This window comes from Jeotgalibacillus terrae, assembly GCF_016908195.1.
In the GTDB taxonomy this organism is placed as follows: domain Bacteria; phylum Bacillota; class Bacilli; order Bacillales; family Jeotgalibacillaceae; genus Jeotgalibacillus; species Jeotgalibacillus terrae.
The window spans coordinates 19,345-35,478 of sequence record NZ_JAFBDK010000005.1 but is presented as its reverse complement, the minus strand read 5'-3'; the positions used below and the strand labels follow the sequence as shown (position 1 = coordinate 35,478).

The 16,134-nt window shown below is 36.4% G+C and carries 15 protein-coding genes and 2 pseudogenes; 4 read left to right on the top strand and 13 right to left on the bottom strand.

All coding sequences use genetic code 11. The features are described 5' to 3' along the window. Nucleotides 1-55 precede the first annotated feature (55 nt). Entirely contained in the window at nucleotides 56-1,501 is a 1,446-nt protein-coding gene (locus JOD21_RS05870; RefSeq protein ID WP_204728721.1) for an MATE family efflux transporter, read from the top strand. A gap of 56 nt (nucleotides 1,502-1,557) precedes the next feature. Here the strand turns inward: JOD21_RS05870 and JOD21_RS05865 are convergent, their stop codons facing one another. From JOD21_RS05865 to JOD21_RS05810, 12 genes and pseudogenes are all read right to left on the bottom strand, one after another. Next, nucleotides 1,558-2,454, bottom strand: coding sequence for a F510_1955 family glycosylhydrolase (locus tag JOD21_RS05865; RefSeq protein WP_204728720.1), 897 nt, complete (start codon nucleotides 2,452-2,454; stop codon nucleotides 1,558-1,560). 227 nt (nucleotides 2,455-2,681) lie between these two features. After that, the gene (locus JOD21_RS05860) at nucleotides 2,682-4,025 is read right to left on the bottom strand and encodes a murein hydrolase activator EnvC family protein (protein ID WP_204728719.1); all 1,344 of its coding nucleotides are present in this window, start codon (nucleotides 4,023-4,025) and stop codon (nucleotides 2,682-2,684) included. A gap of 1,082 nt (nucleotides 4,026-5,107) precedes the next feature. Next, entirely contained in the window at nucleotides 5,108-5,842 is a 735-nt protein-coding gene (locus JOD21_RS05855) for an urease accessory protein UreH domain-containing protein (protein ID WP_204728718.1), read from the bottom strand. Between the two features lie 79 nt (nucleotides 5,843-5,921). After that, nucleotides 5,922-6,170 carry an SHOCT domain-containing protein gene (locus JOD21_RS05850; protein WP_204728717.1) on the bottom strand — a complete coding sequence of 83 codons (249 nt, stop codon included), beginning with the start codon at nucleotides 6,168-6,170 and terminating at the stop codon, nucleotides 5,922-5,924. Nucleotides 6,171-6,431: 261 nt separating this feature from the next. Beyond that, entirely contained in the window at nucleotides 6,432-6,866 is a 435-nt protein-coding gene (locus tag JOD21_RS05845) for a disulfide oxidoreductase (RefSeq protein ID WP_204728716.1), read from the bottom strand. Nucleotides 6,867-6,868: 2 nt separating this feature from the next. After that, nucleotides 6,869-7,534 (bottom strand): thioredoxin domain-containing protein, encoded by a 666-nt coding sequence (locus JOD21_RS05840; RefSeq protein WP_338032879.1) that lies wholly within the window; start codon nucleotides 7,532-7,534, stop codon nucleotides 6,869-6,871. A gap of 12 nt (nucleotides 7,535-7,546) precedes the next feature. Beyond that, nucleotides 7,547-8,629, bottom strand: coding sequence for a copper resistance D family protein (locus tag JOD21_RS05835; RefSeq protein WP_239581452.1), 1,083 nt, complete (start codon nucleotides 8,627-8,629; stop codon nucleotides 7,547-7,549). Beyond that, on the bottom strand, nucleotides 8,626-9,135 hold the full coding sequence (locus JOD21_RS05830) for a copper resistance CopC family protein (RefSeq protein WP_204728714.1): 510 nt from the start codon (nucleotides 9,133-9,135) through the stop codon (nucleotides 8,626-8,628). Before JOD21_RS05830 ends, JOD21_RS05835 begins: the two co-directional genes overlap by 4 nt. A 21-nt stretch (nucleotides 9,136-9,156) precedes the next feature. Then, nucleotides 9,157-9,705, bottom strand: coding sequence for a thiol-disulfide oxidoreductase ResA (resA, locus tag JOD21_RS05825; RefSeq protein WP_204728713.1), 549 nt, complete (start codon nucleotides 9,703-9,705; stop codon nucleotides 9,157-9,159). A 22-nt stretch (nucleotides 9,706-9,727) separates the two neighbouring features. Next, a complete protein-coding gene (locus JOD21_RS05820) occupies nucleotides 9,728-10,435 on the bottom strand; it encodes a cytochrome c biogenesis protein CcdA (RefSeq protein WP_204728712.1) in 708 nt (235 codons plus the stop codon). Nucleotides 10,436-10,465: 30 nt separating this feature from the next. Then, nucleotides 10,466-10,855: an ArsR/SmtB family transcription factor gene (locus JOD21_RS05815; RefSeq protein WP_204728711.1), complete on the bottom strand. Its 390-nt coding sequence runs from the start codon at nucleotides 10,853-10,855 to the stop codon at nucleotides 10,466-10,468. A 429-nt stretch (nucleotides 10,856-11,284) separates the two neighbouring features. After that, a pseudogene (locus JOD21_RS05810) lies at nucleotides 11,285-11,608 on the bottom strand (recombinase family protein); the annotation flags it as partial. A 271-nt stretch (nucleotides 11,609-11,879) separates the two neighbouring features. Between JOD21_RS05810 and cadC the strand changes: the two are divergent. From cadC to JOD21_RS05795, 3 genes are all read left to right on the top strand, one after another. Next, nucleotides 11,880-12,248, top strand: a complete 369-nt coding sequence (gene cadC / locus JOD21_RS05805) for a Cd(II)-sensing metalloregulatory transcriptional repressor CadC (RefSeq protein ID WP_003322301.1) — start codon at nucleotides 11,880-11,882, stop codon at nucleotides 12,246-12,248. Further along, nucleotides 12,241-14,412 carry a heavy metal translocating P-type ATPase gene (locus JOD21_RS05800; protein ID WP_204728710.1) on the top strand — a complete coding sequence of 724 codons (2,172 nt, stop codon included), beginning with the start codon at nucleotides 12,241-12,243 and terminating at the stop codon, nucleotides 14,410-14,412. The genes cadC and JOD21_RS05800 overlap by 8 nt, the downstream gene beginning before the upstream one ends. Before the next feature lie 116 nt (nucleotides 14,413-14,528). After that, entirely contained in the window at nucleotides 14,529-15,197 is a 669-nt protein-coding gene (locus tag JOD21_RS05795) for a CadD family cadmium resistance transporter (RefSeq protein ID WP_204728709.1), read from the top strand. A gap of 525 nt (nucleotides 15,198-15,722) precedes the next feature. Here JOD21_RS05795 and JOD21_RS05790 read toward each other — a convergent pair. Further along, nucleotides 15,723-15,899, bottom strand: a pseudogene (locus tag JOD21_RS05790) (heteromeric transposase endonuclease subunit TnsA); the annotation flags it as partial. Nucleotides 15,900-16,134: the final 235 nt, after the last annotated feature.

The following is a 16,134-nucleotide window of genomic DNA, read 5'->3' as shown; positions in this document are numbered from 1 at the left end:
GTTGTTTTGTCAGAAGGCTGTTATTTATCAGGAGCAAGCAAGGAGGTATACAGGTTTGTCCCTTCACGTTAAAGATAGTACGTTTGATCATGCTGATACTAATAAAAAGAAAATACATATTATTCTGATATTAGCACTGCCGGCTGTAATAGAAAATTTCTTCCAAACAATTTTAGGATTTATAGACACTTATTTTGTTTCGAAGATCGGCTTAGTAGAAGTTTCAGCGGTAGGAGTTACAAACGCTGTACTCGCTATTTACTTTGCATTATTTATGGCGTTAGGCGTTGCGGTGAATATATATGTTGCTAATTCTATTGGAGCTAAGCAGGTAGAACGAGCAAGGCATATTGCTCAACAGGCAATCATTATTGCTATTGTAATAGGGATTGTCACAGGGATTATTACATTATTTTTTGCTGAACCTCTTTTGACATTAATGGGTATTGAAGATGATGTTTTACAAGCAGGCTCCACATATTTCAGAATCGTAGCGATTCCTTCCATTTTCATGTCTTTAATGTTCGTGCTCAGTGCTATATTAAGGGGTGTCGGTGATACAAAATCTCCTATGAAAATAAGTATTATGATTAACATTGTAAATGCCGTTTTAGATTATGTTTTTATATTTGGCTTTTGGTTCATCCCGGAACTCGGTATTATTGGAGCAGCCATTGCAACTGTAATCTCTCGTATTTTAGGTACAATTGGACTTTTGATGTATATTCGAAAAACTAAAGAAATAAAATTTAAAAAATCTTACTGGAAACCAGATAAAGATCATCTAGTAGAATTATTGAGTCTGGGCGGCCCTGCAGCAGGCGAGAGACTTATCATGAGAATAGGACAAATCGTTTATTTTGGTTTTGTAGTGGCATTAGGTACCAATGTGTTTGCGGCTCACCAAATCGCTGGGAACATCGAGATTTTTTCTTATATGGTAGGATACGGCTTTGCTACAGCAGCAACAATCATTGTTGGGCAATTACTGGGTGCTGGTAATATTAAAGAAGCCAAGCAATATGCATGGCTTTGTGTTTGGCTGTCAGTAGGCTCTATGACTGTGTTAGGGGTCTTATTATTTTTTCTCGGCTCTTGGACAGGTAGTTTCTTTACACAGGATCAAGATGTGATAAATGATATTTCTATCGCTTTAAAAGTCTCAGGGATATTCCAACCTTTTTTAGCTGTTGTCTTGATTTTAACTGGAGTTTTTCAGGGAGCAGGCAATACAAAGTTTCCAATGTATTTGACTGGTTTTGGGATGTGGTTGATTCGCACATCATTTGTTTATCTGTTAACCGTTCAAGTTGGCTGGGGATTACTCGGAGTATGGATTGCCATCGGACTTGATATTATATTTAGGGCCGTTGTGTTATTGGTTCAATTCTCAAGGGATAAATGGAGGGTTCAAAAAGCAGACGAATCTGTTAGTTCAGGTGATGATTGTCATCCTCAAACGAGTAAAGAAGATATTTCAATATGTACGAACAGCTACTAAAAAAGCTAAGTAAATTCTCAATGACATGCCGTTGCAAATGACATGTCATTGAGAGATCAATTGGATCCGGGGTTAATATTGTCCCAGGTTGCTCCGCCATTATTACTAAAAAATAAATTATTTTCTACTGCAGCCCATACTTCATCTGCATTACCCGGGTTAACTGCCAAGTATAAATTGTTTCCTGGTTCTACGGGCAGAGTACCTCTTAGTGTTATTTCTTTCTGGTTTAACTGGTAACTATTAAAGGATACCTTTTCTCCATCATTTGCAGAAAATAATAATGAATCTTCAGTAAAAGTAAGTCCGGTTGTATTCAATGTTCCTTCAATAAGCGAAAATGTTTCACCAAAGTCGTTAGAAATAAATATGCCCTCTTCACTCGATAAAGCTAGTTGTTCATCATTAGAAGGATGAACTGCAAGACCATTTATAGTTGTTGCTTTTAACCCAGCTAGTGAAAGTTGTTCCCAATCTTCACCTTCATTTTGTGTTCTATACAAACCAGGTGAAGTAAGTACACTATTCGGCTGACTTAAAGCTCCATATATCGTCTCACCCTCAAAACTTGCTGCTAATAAATGAAAGTCAGTTTCCCCAGAAAAAGCCAGAGATTCTATACTTTTTCCTTGATCAGTACTTTTTATAAGCCCCAGAGGGTTTTCAATTTTGCTTCCTTTTTCAGGGTGTCCGCTTGCGTAAAAACCTTCTTCAAATGGCGTAAAGCCCATGTAATCATGATTGTCGCGCGTAGTTTCATACCATTCATCTTCACTGTATTTTAATAAACCATTATGAGTAGCTACAGCTAAATCTTCGCCAATAAACCCCATCCCATGCATATGAGAAATAGATGGCTCTTCAGTTTTCACATAGAATGCCTGATCTTTATCGTCTGAGGAGCAGGCAGATAAAATGATCACACTAATTCCCAACAATGCAAATCTATTCATTATTACCTCTCCAATTCGCTAATTTTAAAGCAAGACTATTTAAATTTTAAAAATAGTTTTTCATTCAAATTTGAATAAGGGAAATTTTTCAACTTTATATATTATGTTTATAATCACACATAAACATAAAATTTAATCTCTCCCGTATACCACTAAACTCTATTAATATTTTCTCTAACTAAATCACCCTCAAAGCTAGGTCATACTAAAATTGCTTTCAGACAGTACTACCAATTAATATATTTTCTAGGATTGACTGCATTAGGTTTTCCATTATTCCAAGCGCCCTCATGAAGTTCGAAATGAAGGTGCGTTCCAAATGAAAAGCCGGTATTGCCCATGCCGCCAATTTGCTGACCCTTTTCTACATATTGTCCCTGCCCTACTGAAAGACTGTTCATGTGGGCGTAAACAGTAGAATAAGTCTGACCATTAATACTGTGTGTAAGGATAATCCAGTTCCCATAAGAGTCACTCGATTCAGCAGTTGTTACATACCCATCTGCTGCTGCGAGAATAGGTGTCCCGGTTGCACCGGCAATATCCATTCCGTAATGGAATCTTGGTTTGCCATTTAAAACATCATAACCAAATTCAGTTGTAAATCTCCCGTTTGCTGGTGCACCCCAATCACTAGAAACCGGTGACGGTTGTGAGCTGGAAACTGAATTCTCAACGGTCTGATTAATTTCACGTTTACTTTCTCTTGAACGTTCTTCTTCAGCTGCCTGTTTTTCTAATTCTGCCTGCTTCTCAAGTTCTTTTTGTTTGGCCAGCTCTTTCTGTCTTTCCTGTTCAGCCATAATATCAGCTTCTATCCCTTCTTCCAGGGAATAAAGATCAGATTCTTTTTCTTCAAGATCCGTTCTTTCTTCTTCAGCTGCCTGCTGATCTTGTTCTAATTTCTCAATCAGCTGATTCTTTTCTTCTTTTTTAGAAGAAAGACTGGAAATTAATTGATCGAGCTCATCTTTTTCACTTTCTTGTTCATGCAATCGATTTTCCATTTCTGATTTTTTGTCTTTAAGTGCTTCCTGATCCATCTTTTGTTCTTTCATAATATCTCTGTCCGCACTCATCAATTGGTTAACTGCAGAAAAACGGTCTATAAAGTCACCGAAACCCTCAGCACCCATGAGCACTTCAACATAATCCACTGACCCACCAGTTAATTGAATCGCTCTGGCACGCTCCTCAAGAAGGCTTGTTCTTTCTTCTATTTTAGTCATTAATTCTTCTATATCGTTTTGTAACCCATTGATCTCCTGCTTTAATTTCTCTAAATTCTTATTTACAACTTCAACTTTATTTTGAGTATCTGCAATTTCATTATCAAGCTCATTAATTTGTGTAAGCATTTCTTCCTGTTTCTTAATCAACTTGTCAATTTCATTATTTTTAAGAGAGATGTCATCTTGAATTAACTCTCGCTCTCCCTGTATTTCCTGTTTCTTTTCTTCTAAACTATCAATACTTTCTGATAGAGCTGTATCACTAAAATTAAACAGACTGCTTCCTGTAAACCCTGCAAATAAAACCAAACTCCCCAAGACTTTACCTATAAATTTCATAAATTAATTTCTCACTTTCTTAGTTATGTATTCTTCTAATGCAGAAGTATCTTTTTCTTAACCTAGAATAATCATAACATTTACCAACTGATCTACTAGTTTCATTACTATTACTTTAGCATTACGCTGATATAACAAAAGTGTGCAGTTTCTAAGCATGACCTTATAAAAAGCGCGTTCCTTCTTGGTTTTTATATTTTTCATCAATTAATAATTGAACTTTGTGTGAAACACTAATGAAGCATATTTTCTAAAGTCAAATGGGAATAGAAATTAAATTTGTAGGTAAAAGACAAAAGAAGTATGATGCTATTCTTCATGTATGTGTCTCCACGCAAAAAACCCTTACCAAACCCCCACCCTCTCCAAACCCTTACCACACCTAGCCTCAACCCGCTTTTGCACACAAACCTGCTGTAATGAAGTTTTACAGAAAAACCGCTGATTTCTAACGAAATGGATGAAAAAACGTCCGAAAAAAGATGCCGAAAATGGAATGAAGTTTTACCAAGAGATCAGGATAAAGGCTCGGGAAAAGATTAGGCTTAAGGGGGATCTTTCAGTGAGGGAGCGGGAACAATTTCAGGGAGAAGAGAAGCTGACTTTTACTCATGCTTTTCTTCTCTCTTTTTCTTCATGCTTGTTGATATGACGGTCTTTCTCATGCTTTCTCCTCTCTTTTTCCTCCTACTTTTACTCCCCTGCTGTTCATTTTTTTGATGCAAAAAAAGACCGAACAGCGTACCAGATGGTACGTGTTCAGTCCTCTTTTCTCATGCTTTTTCATGCCCTGTTTTGCTCGTTTTTTCCTCACGTTCTGTAAAACTTTATTACCTTTGGTAAGAGTTTATTACGTTTGGTAAAAGTTTTTTGCGTGGGGACATCTAGTGTAGGTTTGGAATAAAGTTTAATCAAAAACATGCTGCAGGAGTTGATTTTAGAATAAAATAACCTCTTCATTTTAAATAAAGATCAGTTAAAATGAAGAGGTCGAATTTCTTATGATTAATATTTTTATAAAAAAGATTGATCAAAACAAATATTATAAGAGAGATTATTAATACTGACAAGCAATACTTACATCACGCCCAGTAGGTAGCGATATCAATTATACCTAAAAAAATGATAAATATTCCGGCAGCTTTCTGTACGTAGATTCCGATTTTCCGCCCGTTTTGTTTCAAGTTTCTGTTGTCGATGTCAAAAAACCATAATAAAAATATCGCTATAAGTAACGGAAGTGATGTTCCCACCGAGAATATAGCTGGCAATACAAAGCCATAACTAACAGTAAATGAATATGGAAGCAGCGTGACAAAAAACAAAACGAACATTGTTGGACAAAATCCAAGAGAAAAGCTAACACCCATTAAAAAAGCACCGAACTTCCCCCTTTTAAACCATCTTTGAGGAAGGCTTATGAATTGAATTCCCACACGTGATTTAAATATGCCTAACAAAAATAATCCAATGATGATCAATAATGGCCCCACGATCATTCTGAGCCATGGGAAGTAAGTAATCAGGTTTTGTTCGATTTCATTTCCAAACTCCCAAACAACGAAACCAAGAAGTGAGAAAACAAAAATTTTACCGACTATAAAAAACGAAACCTCGGTCCACGCTATTTTGTTCTGAATTGAACGATTACCGTATATTGCGATAGCTCCAAGATTACCAGTGAACTGACAGGGTGCCAGTGCACCGACAATACCTAGAAAAAAAGCAGCAATGATTGGAAAGCTTTGCGCCTGATGGAACAATTCAAAAAATGGTTCACTGAAAGTATTACTGACTTGCCAAAACACATCATACACTGCATTTCACCCAACTTTGCATACTGTGATTAACTATGCTGAATTTATTCAATATTCCAGCAAGATCTCCAAAATACTCTTATTTTTCAGACTCAAGGATTCTACCCTTCAAATGATTATATTCTTCTACTTGGATTTCACCTTTAGCAAGCCGTTCATTCAGGATGATCAAAGAAAAATCTCCTTCATTTTGATGTTTAGCGGAATCACGATCTATTCTCGAATTAAGCAGTCTAAAGAATACAAATATCACAAGTATGACCACCAAACCAACAAGCAGCATTCCGATCCACATTCCACCCGCCATCATGCCAGAGCCATTCATCATAATCATCATCTCCTTTGTAAGTATAATCATTCATTCTGTTTCAATCACATGAACATAATAAAATAAACTTATCGAGAAATGATGCATTTTAATCAAACTTAAGTGTCTGACGATTATTTCTTTCTAAAATAGCTAAATATCAACCTGGCGATCATCAGTAACACGGCTGCACCGGCTCCGATTATCATAAAATAGTACGGCGGCCAATCCGGCATGCCTTTTCACCTCAATTAGAATATAAATGTTTTAAAGAACGTGTGTTTATGCAGCCTTTTTCTTCGAGAAGACATGCACAAAAATCATCAGGATTGTAATAAGTACAAATGCAGTTAAAGCGAGAAATGGAATGGTAATGAAACCGAGCCAGTTGATGTATTTTGCATCACACGGCACTCCGCTGACACAGGGTTTTATACTTCCAAAGCCAGGGATTTTCTGTTCCATATAATGAAACACTGATATTGTGCCTCCTCCAATCGCAAGAGGAAATACAAATTTTTTAACTGAATAGTCGCTTTGAAATACGCCAATCCCCAAAATGAGTGTCAGGGGATACATAAATATCCGCTGGAACCAGCAAAGATCACAGGGAATAAACCCTCTAATCTCGCTGAAATACAAGCTTCCAAATGTAGCAATCATCGAGACAAACCAGGCTGCAAAAAGCAGTACATTACTAACACTATTTGTTTTCATGATTAATTTCCCTCTAGTTCCTGGTCAATCAGCGATTTAATTGCCTCATAGTCAAAAGGATCTTCAAGCATGGTTCCGTTCACCATAATACTTGGTGTGAATTGTACACCGTATTCCTTTACAAGTTCAGCGTCCAGGTCAACTTCATCCTGCATGGTTCTTTCAGTTAATTCCGTTTCAAATTCTTCCAGATCCACTTCAGTCGTTTCACCTGCGATTTCAAGGAGCTTTTCAATCGTTACCCATTCGGCATCGTGATTTTGTGCCGGCTGTTCATCATATACTCTCTTTTGAAAATCCCAGTAAGATTCTGGATCCATTTTATAGACTGATTCTGCAGCGAGCGACGCAAGTTCTGATTCTTTGCCATGAAATAAAACATTAATGTAGGAGAAAGAAATCTTGTCAGTTTCTACGTAATCACTGATTAACTGCGGATAGACCATTTCTCCCCATGCTTTACAAGAAGGACATTTAAAATCACCGAATTCAACCACTTGTACTGGAGATTCAGTGTTCCCCATAGTCGGCTGTCCATCAATTGGAGGATACCCCTCACTATTGGTAGTGTCCGTTTGATTATTTTGATTTAAAAGCACAATAGCTGTAACAACAGCAAATAGCAAGAGTGTGACAAGCATCGCTATTCTGAATGGTTTGTTTTTCATTTTCATATTCTCCTAACTAAATGATAGATTTAACATAAGTCCAACGTATAACGCACAAATAAACGCCAGTCCAAAAAAAATCGGCACCAGAATGGGCAGCTTTTTATAAAAGCTTGCAAAGATCATCAAAATAAAAAACCCTGCCATAGATAAAACAAGGATACCTGTGAATGAAACATCTATGATTGCCTGGACCGGTGTACTTATATTTTCGTTTAACAGGGACTCAAGTATAGGTGCTGGTCCTTCTGACAGAAGCGTTACATCAACATCATGCGGTGGAGATAATGTACCGAGCACACTCGTTAAACTGAAAACAATCAGAATAAATACCCCCTCTGCTTTCAGCCATGGTTTTGGATCAAATTCAGACTGTGCTGATTTCTTCACCAGCCATCCATTAATAAATGCAAAAATAATCAGCGGTATGATGCTAATGTGTTTTAATAAAAGCGTCTGACCGTAGGAAAGGCTCCAGGCATTTATATAACCCTGACCATCTACTAAATAAGAAGTAATGAAGATACCTGACCCAAAAATAATCAAAAGCGAGATGATGGAATAAGGTGTAAACCACTTTAGAAATTGAGACCAGTTTTTAAGATTTCTAGAGAAAAATGACACGTGAATAAGAATGCCTGCCCATACCATAATTAATAAAAAATGAGTGGTATGTGAAATAAAGCCTGCCCAAAAATCTAATGAAGCTACATGACTTGCATAACCTACCCCACACACCATACCAAGCAAAAGGATAGCCTGTAAGTGTTTTGATGCATTCGCATGGATCGCCATCCATAGAAATGTTGCGCACATACTGGTGAAAACCCACGCTTTTCCTACTTGGAAATCTGTAAAAACAGAAAGCGTAGTCTGTAGGAATCCCACACTATCAGAGAAATATAACACTACTTGAATAATAGAACCCAGAGAAAACAGGATAATGCCGAGTGTTGCTAATAACAAAGCTGGCAGTGGTACAGAAAAAGACGGCTTTTTAGATTCCGGAACAAAACGCAGAGCTACATACCCACATAAAAATGCAAATAATGAATAGGTAATCGTTTCAGCAATTGGTATAAGAACCTCTATCATTTCTTTCTAGTCCTAAATAACAGCCAAATACCTGCTATAGTAATAAGTGCAAATAATGTCGTTAAAATAATAGGAACCACACTCTCAGGCACATCTTCCTGGCTTTCAGCTGATTCGATATTTTGATACTCTGTACGATTTGTATCAGTATTTTCTCTTGCCTTAATACTAAATGAGATTACCCCTTCAATAGGATGCCCGTCTTCACCAATAATCGACCAGTCAGCAACATAATCCCCATTTACTAACTCTTCAGGAATATCTCCTATAAGCTGGTTATGGTCAGTAAGACGAACATCAATCTCTACAAGCTCATCATTTCTATATAAGCTCATAGTACTTAATTCTTCAACTTCTGTTTCAAATTGCAAAACGATCTCCTCCACAGGCTGCGTTAATACCTGACCGTCTTCAGGGGTAGAAGAAGAAAGATACGTATGCGCGAGCCCGTTGAATGGAAAAGCAAAAAGTAAAAATAAACTAAACGTAAAAACTATTTTTTTCATATTTTCACCTGTCATAGTCATTTACTGGTATTCAGCTGGTTGTATCATTTGCATATACTTCTTTATATCTTCTTCTGTCATTTCGCCTGTGATGACTTTTATGATTTCACCTTCCGGGTTGATCAAAAGTGTTGTAGGCAGTGGACCTATTGTATAGGCATTTTGAACATCTTTCTTTTTATCGATGACTACAGGAAAACTCATGTTATATTCATCCACAAAATTTTGAACCTGAAAATCTGACTCACCTACATTGACTGCAATGGTTTGTACACCCTTCTCTTTAAAGAGGTTATATTGATTTTCAATATAAGGCATTTCTTTTTCACATGGTTTACACCATGTGCCCCAAAAATTTAAAAATACTCCCTGCCCTTTGTAACCAGAAAGCTGGTGTGTGTTACCATCCAAATCAGTTAATACAAAGTCAGGTGCAGAATCACCGGCTTTTACGAGTGATCGACTATCTCCTGTAACTGAGGAATAAATAGAATAGCCAGCCGCCCCTAAAAACAAACTCAGGAGACACACTCGGAAAATTAATCTTTTTGTTTTTTTATTCTTTTTCATGTTGCTTCACTCCAGACAAAATTTAAAATCCCGTGAACCCTCCGAATAAGCCAGTTAAAAATGAAATAATCTTTGTCAGCATATCAAAATATAAAAGGATACCCATAAGAATCATTAATACTCCGCCTATTTTCATAAATAAACTGCTGTTTCTTTGAAGGAATGACATTTTTCCAATAAATAATGAAAGTATTAAAAATGGAATAGCAAAGCCCAGCACATAAAAAAGCATATAGGATAAACCTTTTCCCGGGTCTGTTATTCCCATGGCCATGACTGCAGCTAAAATAGGTCCTGTGCAGGGGGTCCATCCTGCAGCAAATGCAATACCGATTAAGACACTCCCCAGATAACCAGAAGGTCTCTTTCTGAATTGAACTTTCTTTTCTTTCATCAGAAAATCAAATTTCAACACTCCTGCTAGTACACAGCCAAAAAACACTAAAATGATAGCGCCCAGCTGACGCAGTAAATCCTGATATAAGAAAAAGAACGATCCAATGAGTGAGGTTGATAATCCCAGTGCCAGAAAAATAAACGAAAAGCCCAATAAAAATAATAACGTGTGAATCACTGCACTTTTGCTAACCAAATGCTTGTTATGTTTTAAATCACTAACAGACATTCCTGTAATATATGATAGAAATGCAGGATATAAAGGCAAGGAACAGGGAGATACAAAAGACAGCAGTCCTGCCCCAAATGCCAGTAAATAATTTATTTCAACCACTTCAAGACCAACTCCATAACGATTCTATTATTAGCTTTTAACCACTTCTTCCGTTAGACGATTACTCATCTCCTGCTGGTGTTCAAATGCAATCTTAATTAAATTCTTCACGTGATCATCATCAAGGGAATAGTAGACAAGCTTACCCTCTTTTCGGTATTTCGTCAGTCCCATTTTTCGTAACAGACGTAAATGGTGGGAGGTTGTCGCTGTGGAAGCATCAATAATCGCTGCAATATCACACACACACAATTCTTCTTCCAAAGCCAGAATATAAGCAATTTTTATCCGCGTATCATCAGCAAGAGCTTTAAAGATTTTTGCAACATCAAGTGTATTGTGAGTAAATAATTTTTCTTTAATTCTGCTTACCTTTTCCTCATGTACACATGAGATCTGACAGACATCTTGTTTTGACATGACATTACCCCTTTATTCAAATATTTGTTTGACTAAAAGTATATAGATATGTATTTTTATAATCAAACATTCTTTTGACTGTTCATTAAAAGTTCAATTCTGTAGATAAGGAAAGAAAATACATATCTTTAAGAGATTTTTATTTTTTATATGAAAAGTCTGGGTTAGGGGTGGACAAGATTGATTTATGACGTAGTAATTATTGGGGGCGGGCAGGCAGGACTCGTAATGGGGTACAACCTAAAAAATAGAAAGGTTTCTTTTTTAATAACGGATGCATCATCTGAGGTTGGTGAGACATGGAAACAACGTTATGATTCTTTACGTCTGTTTACTCCTGATTATTTTAGCTCACTCCCTGGGTTACGGCTTGAGGCAAAGTCATATCCAACTAAAGACGAGATTGCTAACTATTTAAAATTATACACAACGGAAGAAAAAACGTCCCATTGCAGTTGACGTATCAATGCTGTCACTTATAGAAACAAAATTCACTTTTCTTTCCTCAAAGGTTTCTGCTAATTCAATTAAGTGCTTGGTAGATCTTGAGATACGATCTAGTTTATAGACAACCACTGTATCTCCTTCACTTATTGCTTTTAAGAGTTGCTCTAATTCTAAACGCTCTTTTTTTGTGCCCGTCATTTTTTCCTTGTAGATAACAGCTGCACCAGCTTTTTGTAAGGCATCCATTTGTAATTCTAAATTTTGATCTTGAGTAGAAACTCGAGCATATCCAAAAATTTTCCCCATTCTATTCCCCTCCTGAAATTAATTATTCCCTAATACGGGGGTACCGTCAATTTTAGGGAATAAGTTAAAGGGAATAGTTTAGGGAATGGTAAACAGTTCAAAACTATGTAAATATAAGCGTGCAAAAAAAAATCCCTAAAACGTTCGTTAATGGGAATTACTATTAGAAAAATCATTTTATGTTTTTCATTCAAATATTCACTTGAATATTAACCAAGGAAAGGTATATACTATATTCAAGTGAACACTTGAATATCAATGGGGTGATAATGTGAATAAGAAAGATACTTGTGAAATTTTTTGTTATGACGAGGAAAAGGTCAATCGAATACAAGGTGATTTAAAAACAATCGATATTGTTAGTGTTGCCCAAATGTTAAAAGCAATTGCGGATGAAAATAGGGCAAAGATTACCTATGCTTTGTGTCAAGATGAAGAGTTATGTGTGTGTGATATAGCAAATATTATTGGTATTACGGTGGCAAATGCTTCTCATCATTTAAGGACCCTTCATAAGCAGGGGATTGTAAGATATAGAAAAGAAGGAAAACTAGCGTTTTATTCGTTAGACGATGAACATATTAGACAAATAATGATGATTGTACTAGAACATAAGAAAGAAGTGAATGTCAATGTCTGATCAAAAGGCAATAACATCTGAACAAGAAATGAAGGCCTATCGTGTACAAGGTTTTACTTGCGCAAACTGCGCGGGTAAATTCGAAAAAAATGTAAAACAGCTATCTGGAGTTGAGGATGCAAAAGTAAATTTTGGTGCATCTAAAATTGCTGTTTATGGTAATGCAACGATAGAAGAACTAGAAAAAGCAGGTGCATTTGAGAATCTCAAAGTGACACCTGAAAAATCTGCTCGCCAAGCATCACAAGAGGTAAAAGAAGATACGAAAGAAGATAAAGTGCCGTTTTATAAAAAGCATAGTACTCTACTTTATGCTTCCTTATTGATTGCCTTTGGTTATCTTTCCTCGTATGTGAATGGAGAAGAGAACATTGTTACTACCTTATTGTTTTTAGCATCCATGTTTATCGGAGGATTATCACTTTTTAAAGTTGGTTTGCAAAACTTACTACGTTTTGAATTTGATATGAAAACCCTTATGACAGTGGCTGTTATAGGTGGTGCTATTATTGGAGAATGGGCAGAAGTTGCCATTGTTGTTATTCTCTTTGCAATCAGTGAAGCACTTGAGCGATTCTCTATGGATAGAGCAAGACAATCGATTCGTTCATTAATGGATATCGCTCCTAAAGAGGCACTTGTTAGACGTAATGGACAAGAAATAATGATTCATGTTGATGATATTGCTGTTGGGGATATCATGATTGTAAAACCTGGTCAAAAGATTGCGATGGATGGTGTAGTTGTAAGTGGGTACTCTGCCGTTAACCAAGCAGCTATTACAGGTGAATCAGTCCCTGTCGAGAAAACGGTTGATAATGAAGTATTTGCAGGTACCTTAAATGAAGAAGGATTACTTGAAGTAGAAATAACGAAACTTGTAGAAGATACAACAATTTCTAAAATTATTCATCTTGTAGAGGAAGCACAAGGGGAACGTGCTCCTTCGCAAGCATTTGTTGATAAATTCGCAAAATATTACACACCGATTATTATGATCATTGCAGCATTAGTTGCTATAGTCCCTCCATTATTCTTTGATGGCAGTTGGGAAACATGGATTTATCAAGGATTAGCTGTTCTTGTTGTTGGTTGTCCTTGTGCGTTGGTTATATCGACTCCTATTTCTATTGTTTCAGCGATTGGAAATGCTGCGAAAAAAGGGGTCCTTGTAAAAGGCGGAGTGTATTTAGAAGAAATGGGCGCCTTAAAGGCTATTGCATTCGATAAAACAGGAACATTAACAAAAGGGGTCCCAGCTGTAACTGATTATAATGTGTTGAACAAACAGATAAATGAAAAAGAATTACTATCCATTATTACTGCATTGGAGTATCGTTCTCAGCATCCTCTTGCTTCAGCCATCATGAAAAAAGCAGAAGAAGAAAACATTACTTATTCTGACGTACAGGTAGAAGATTTCTCTTCTATCACAGGAAAGGGTATAAAGGGTATCGTAAACGGGACGACTTATTATATCGGTAGCCCGAAACTCTTTAAGGAATTATTGACTAATGGTTTCGATAAAGACTTAGAGCAAAATGTTACTACTCTTCAAAATCAAGGTAAGACAGCCATGATTATTGGAACCGAAAAAGAAATACTTGCAGTTATTGCAGTTGCTGATGAAGTTCGTGAGTCAAGTAAGGAAATTCTTCAAAAGTTACATCAACTTGGAATCAAAAAAACAATTATGCTTACTGGTGATAACAAAGGTACTGCGAATGCTATCGGAGGTCAGGTTGGAGTATCTGATATAGAGGCAGAATTAATGCCACAGGACAAATTAGACTTTATTAAACAGTTGAGATCCGAGTATGGCAACGTAGCAATGGTAGGAGATGGGGTCAATGATGCACCTGCATTGGCGGCCTCAACAGTTGGGATTGCAATGGGTGGAGCTGGTACAGACACAGCCTTAGAAACTGCAGATGTCGCTCTAATGGGAGACGATTTAAGAAAACTTCCATTCACTGTAAAACTTAGCCGGAAAACTCTTAATATAATCAAAGCTAACATTACTTTTGCAATTGCTATTAAATTTATTGCCTTACTATTGGTTATCCCAGGTTGGTTAACGCTCTGGATTGCCATTCTTTCCGATATGGGCGCAACCCTTCTAGTAGCTCTAAATGGTTTGCGACTAATGAGAGTGAAAGAATAAAGGGAAAAGTGCTAAAAAGGGCTCTTCCAGACAGATGGAAATTCCTTTTCTAAAATGGGCTCATTATTAGTACAACTTCTAAATATAATAAAAAATCAGTTAGTGAGTTGATGTAATTGACTTTAATTTTGAACGTTATTTCTGCAATAGGGGCATTTATAGTTACCAATATTGATGATATCTTTGTTTTGATGCTGCTATTTTCACAGGCAAAAGCACAGGTGAAAACGAGTGAAGGTTTAAAAGGTAACCAGACAGAGAATAAGCATATATCCCCTAAGGATATAATTATTGGACAATATCTAGGTTTTACCTTGTTAGTAGTAGTTAGTCTCTTAGGAACTTTTGGAGTTATGTTAATTCCAGAGAAATGGGTAGGATTACTTGGACTAATTCCAATCTATTTAGGGATTATGTTGTTTATAAAGGGAGAAGATGAGGATGAAAATGCAATTCTTTCAAGTTTAAATTCTGGAAAGTATAATAGTGTCTTTTTAAGTGTAGCATTTATAACATTTGCTAATGGCGGAGATAACATTGGAATATATGTTCCTTTCTTCTCTACTTTAACCATGAACCAACTAGCAGTAACGGTTATTACTTTCTTTATTATGGTTGCAATTTGGTGTTTTATTGGATATCGTTTGGCAGCTTTTAAACATGTCTCTGAAACCTTAGAGAATTACGGTAGGTGGATTATACCCATTGTCTTTATTGGTTTAGGAATCTATATCATGGTGGAGAACGAAACTTTCAATGCCCTTTTGAGTTTAATAAATTATTAAAAAATAATCTTCAAAAGTCGCTCTAGTTAACAGTTGGGACTTTTGTTTTTCTTATTTACAAATAACGGAACCTACCTTAACCAACTAACTATTGGATATAAGTAATTGCTTGTCTACCCTGTGGCACCCATGCAGCTTCAAAGTCTGCTATTTTGACCTTTTTATTCTTTGTGTTTGCTAGTGGATCATTAAAGTAAATACAGCATTGGTCATATCCTGTCGTTAATACAGAGTGCAGCTTATGAAGCCCTATTAGATTACTTTGCAACACAGGGGCTAACTAACATTTCAATAGAAAAAACTGAGGAGTTACCACAAAGGAACCCTAAAAATGACAAGTACCAGCATGTTTGGATTGATTATCATGAATAACCAAGTGGAAATATATCTGGATTTAAACAGATAATAAAACGGCTAGAATAGTTACTAATAAGCCGATGATTCCTTAGCGTAGAGAATCATCGGCTTATTTTATGTCGAAATTTGCTTAGCGTGGGTTTTATGTCAAACTGTTGGTGGTACCCCTAAATCAGATAAGAATTCGTGCTGTCTATTCGTTTTAATACCTTTTAAACGCGTGGATCTTCCTAATGAGGAGACATCCTGAATATTTAACCAGGGCTTATAATCAGCTCCAATTCCAGAGCCACGACCTTCTTTAACCCACTTTTCTACTTTAGATATCCTAGTTCTTTTTGACATAAAAAACACCCCTTTAGATTAATATAATCCAAAGAGGTATTTCATCGTAACTTTTTTACAAACACCGCGACTTTATTTTAAACGTCGCATCTTTATTATAAACATCTCATCTTTATTTCAATTCTACATCTAGTGTACCCGTAAAATGAAGTCGTTCCCTGACCCTTTTTTCAAACCCTTGCCCTGACTGACTTTCCATATATTGTAGGCGAATTAGTTGTTCCCTCATCCGCTC

Coding starts and splice junctions, on each gene's coding strand:
- JOD21_RS05865 (WP_204728720.1), bottom strand. CDS start 2,454: ATGAATAGATTTGCATTGTTGGGAATTAGTGTGATCATTTTATCTGCC.
- JOD21_RS05860 (WP_204728719.1), bottom strand. CDS start 4,025: ATGAAATTTATAGGTAAAGTCTTGGGGAGTTTGGTTTTATTTGCAGGG.
- JOD21_RS05850 (WP_204728717.1), bottom strand. CDS start 6,170: ATGATGAATGGCTCTGGCATGATGGCGGGTGGAATGTGGATCGGAATG.
- JOD21_RS05845 (WP_204728716.1), bottom strand. CDS start 6,866: ATGAAAACAAATAGTGTTAGTAATGTACTGCTTTTTGCAGCCTGGTTT.
- JOD21_RS05840 (WP_338032879.1), bottom strand. CDS start 7,534: ATGAAAAACAAACCATTCAGAATAGCGATGCTTGTCACACTCTTGCTA.
- JOD21_RS05835 (WP_239581452.1), bottom strand. CDS start 8,629: ATGATAGAGGTTCTTATACCAATTGCTGAAACGATTACCTATTCATTA.
- JOD21_RS05830 (WP_204728714.1), bottom strand. CDS start 9,135: ATGAAAAAAATAGTTTTTACGTTTAGTTTATTTTTACTTTTTGCTTTT.
- resA (WP_204728713.1), bottom strand. CDS start 9,705: ATGAAAAAGAATAAAAAAACAAAAAGATTAATTTTCCGAGTGTGTCTC.
- JOD21_RS05815 (WP_204728711.1), bottom strand. CDS start 10,855: ATGTCAAAACAAGATGTCTGTCAGATCTCATGTGTACATGAGGAAAAG.
- JOD21_RS05800 (WP_204728710.1), top strand. CDS start 12,241: ATGTCTGATCAAAAGGCAATAACATCTGAACAAGAAATGAAGGCCTAT.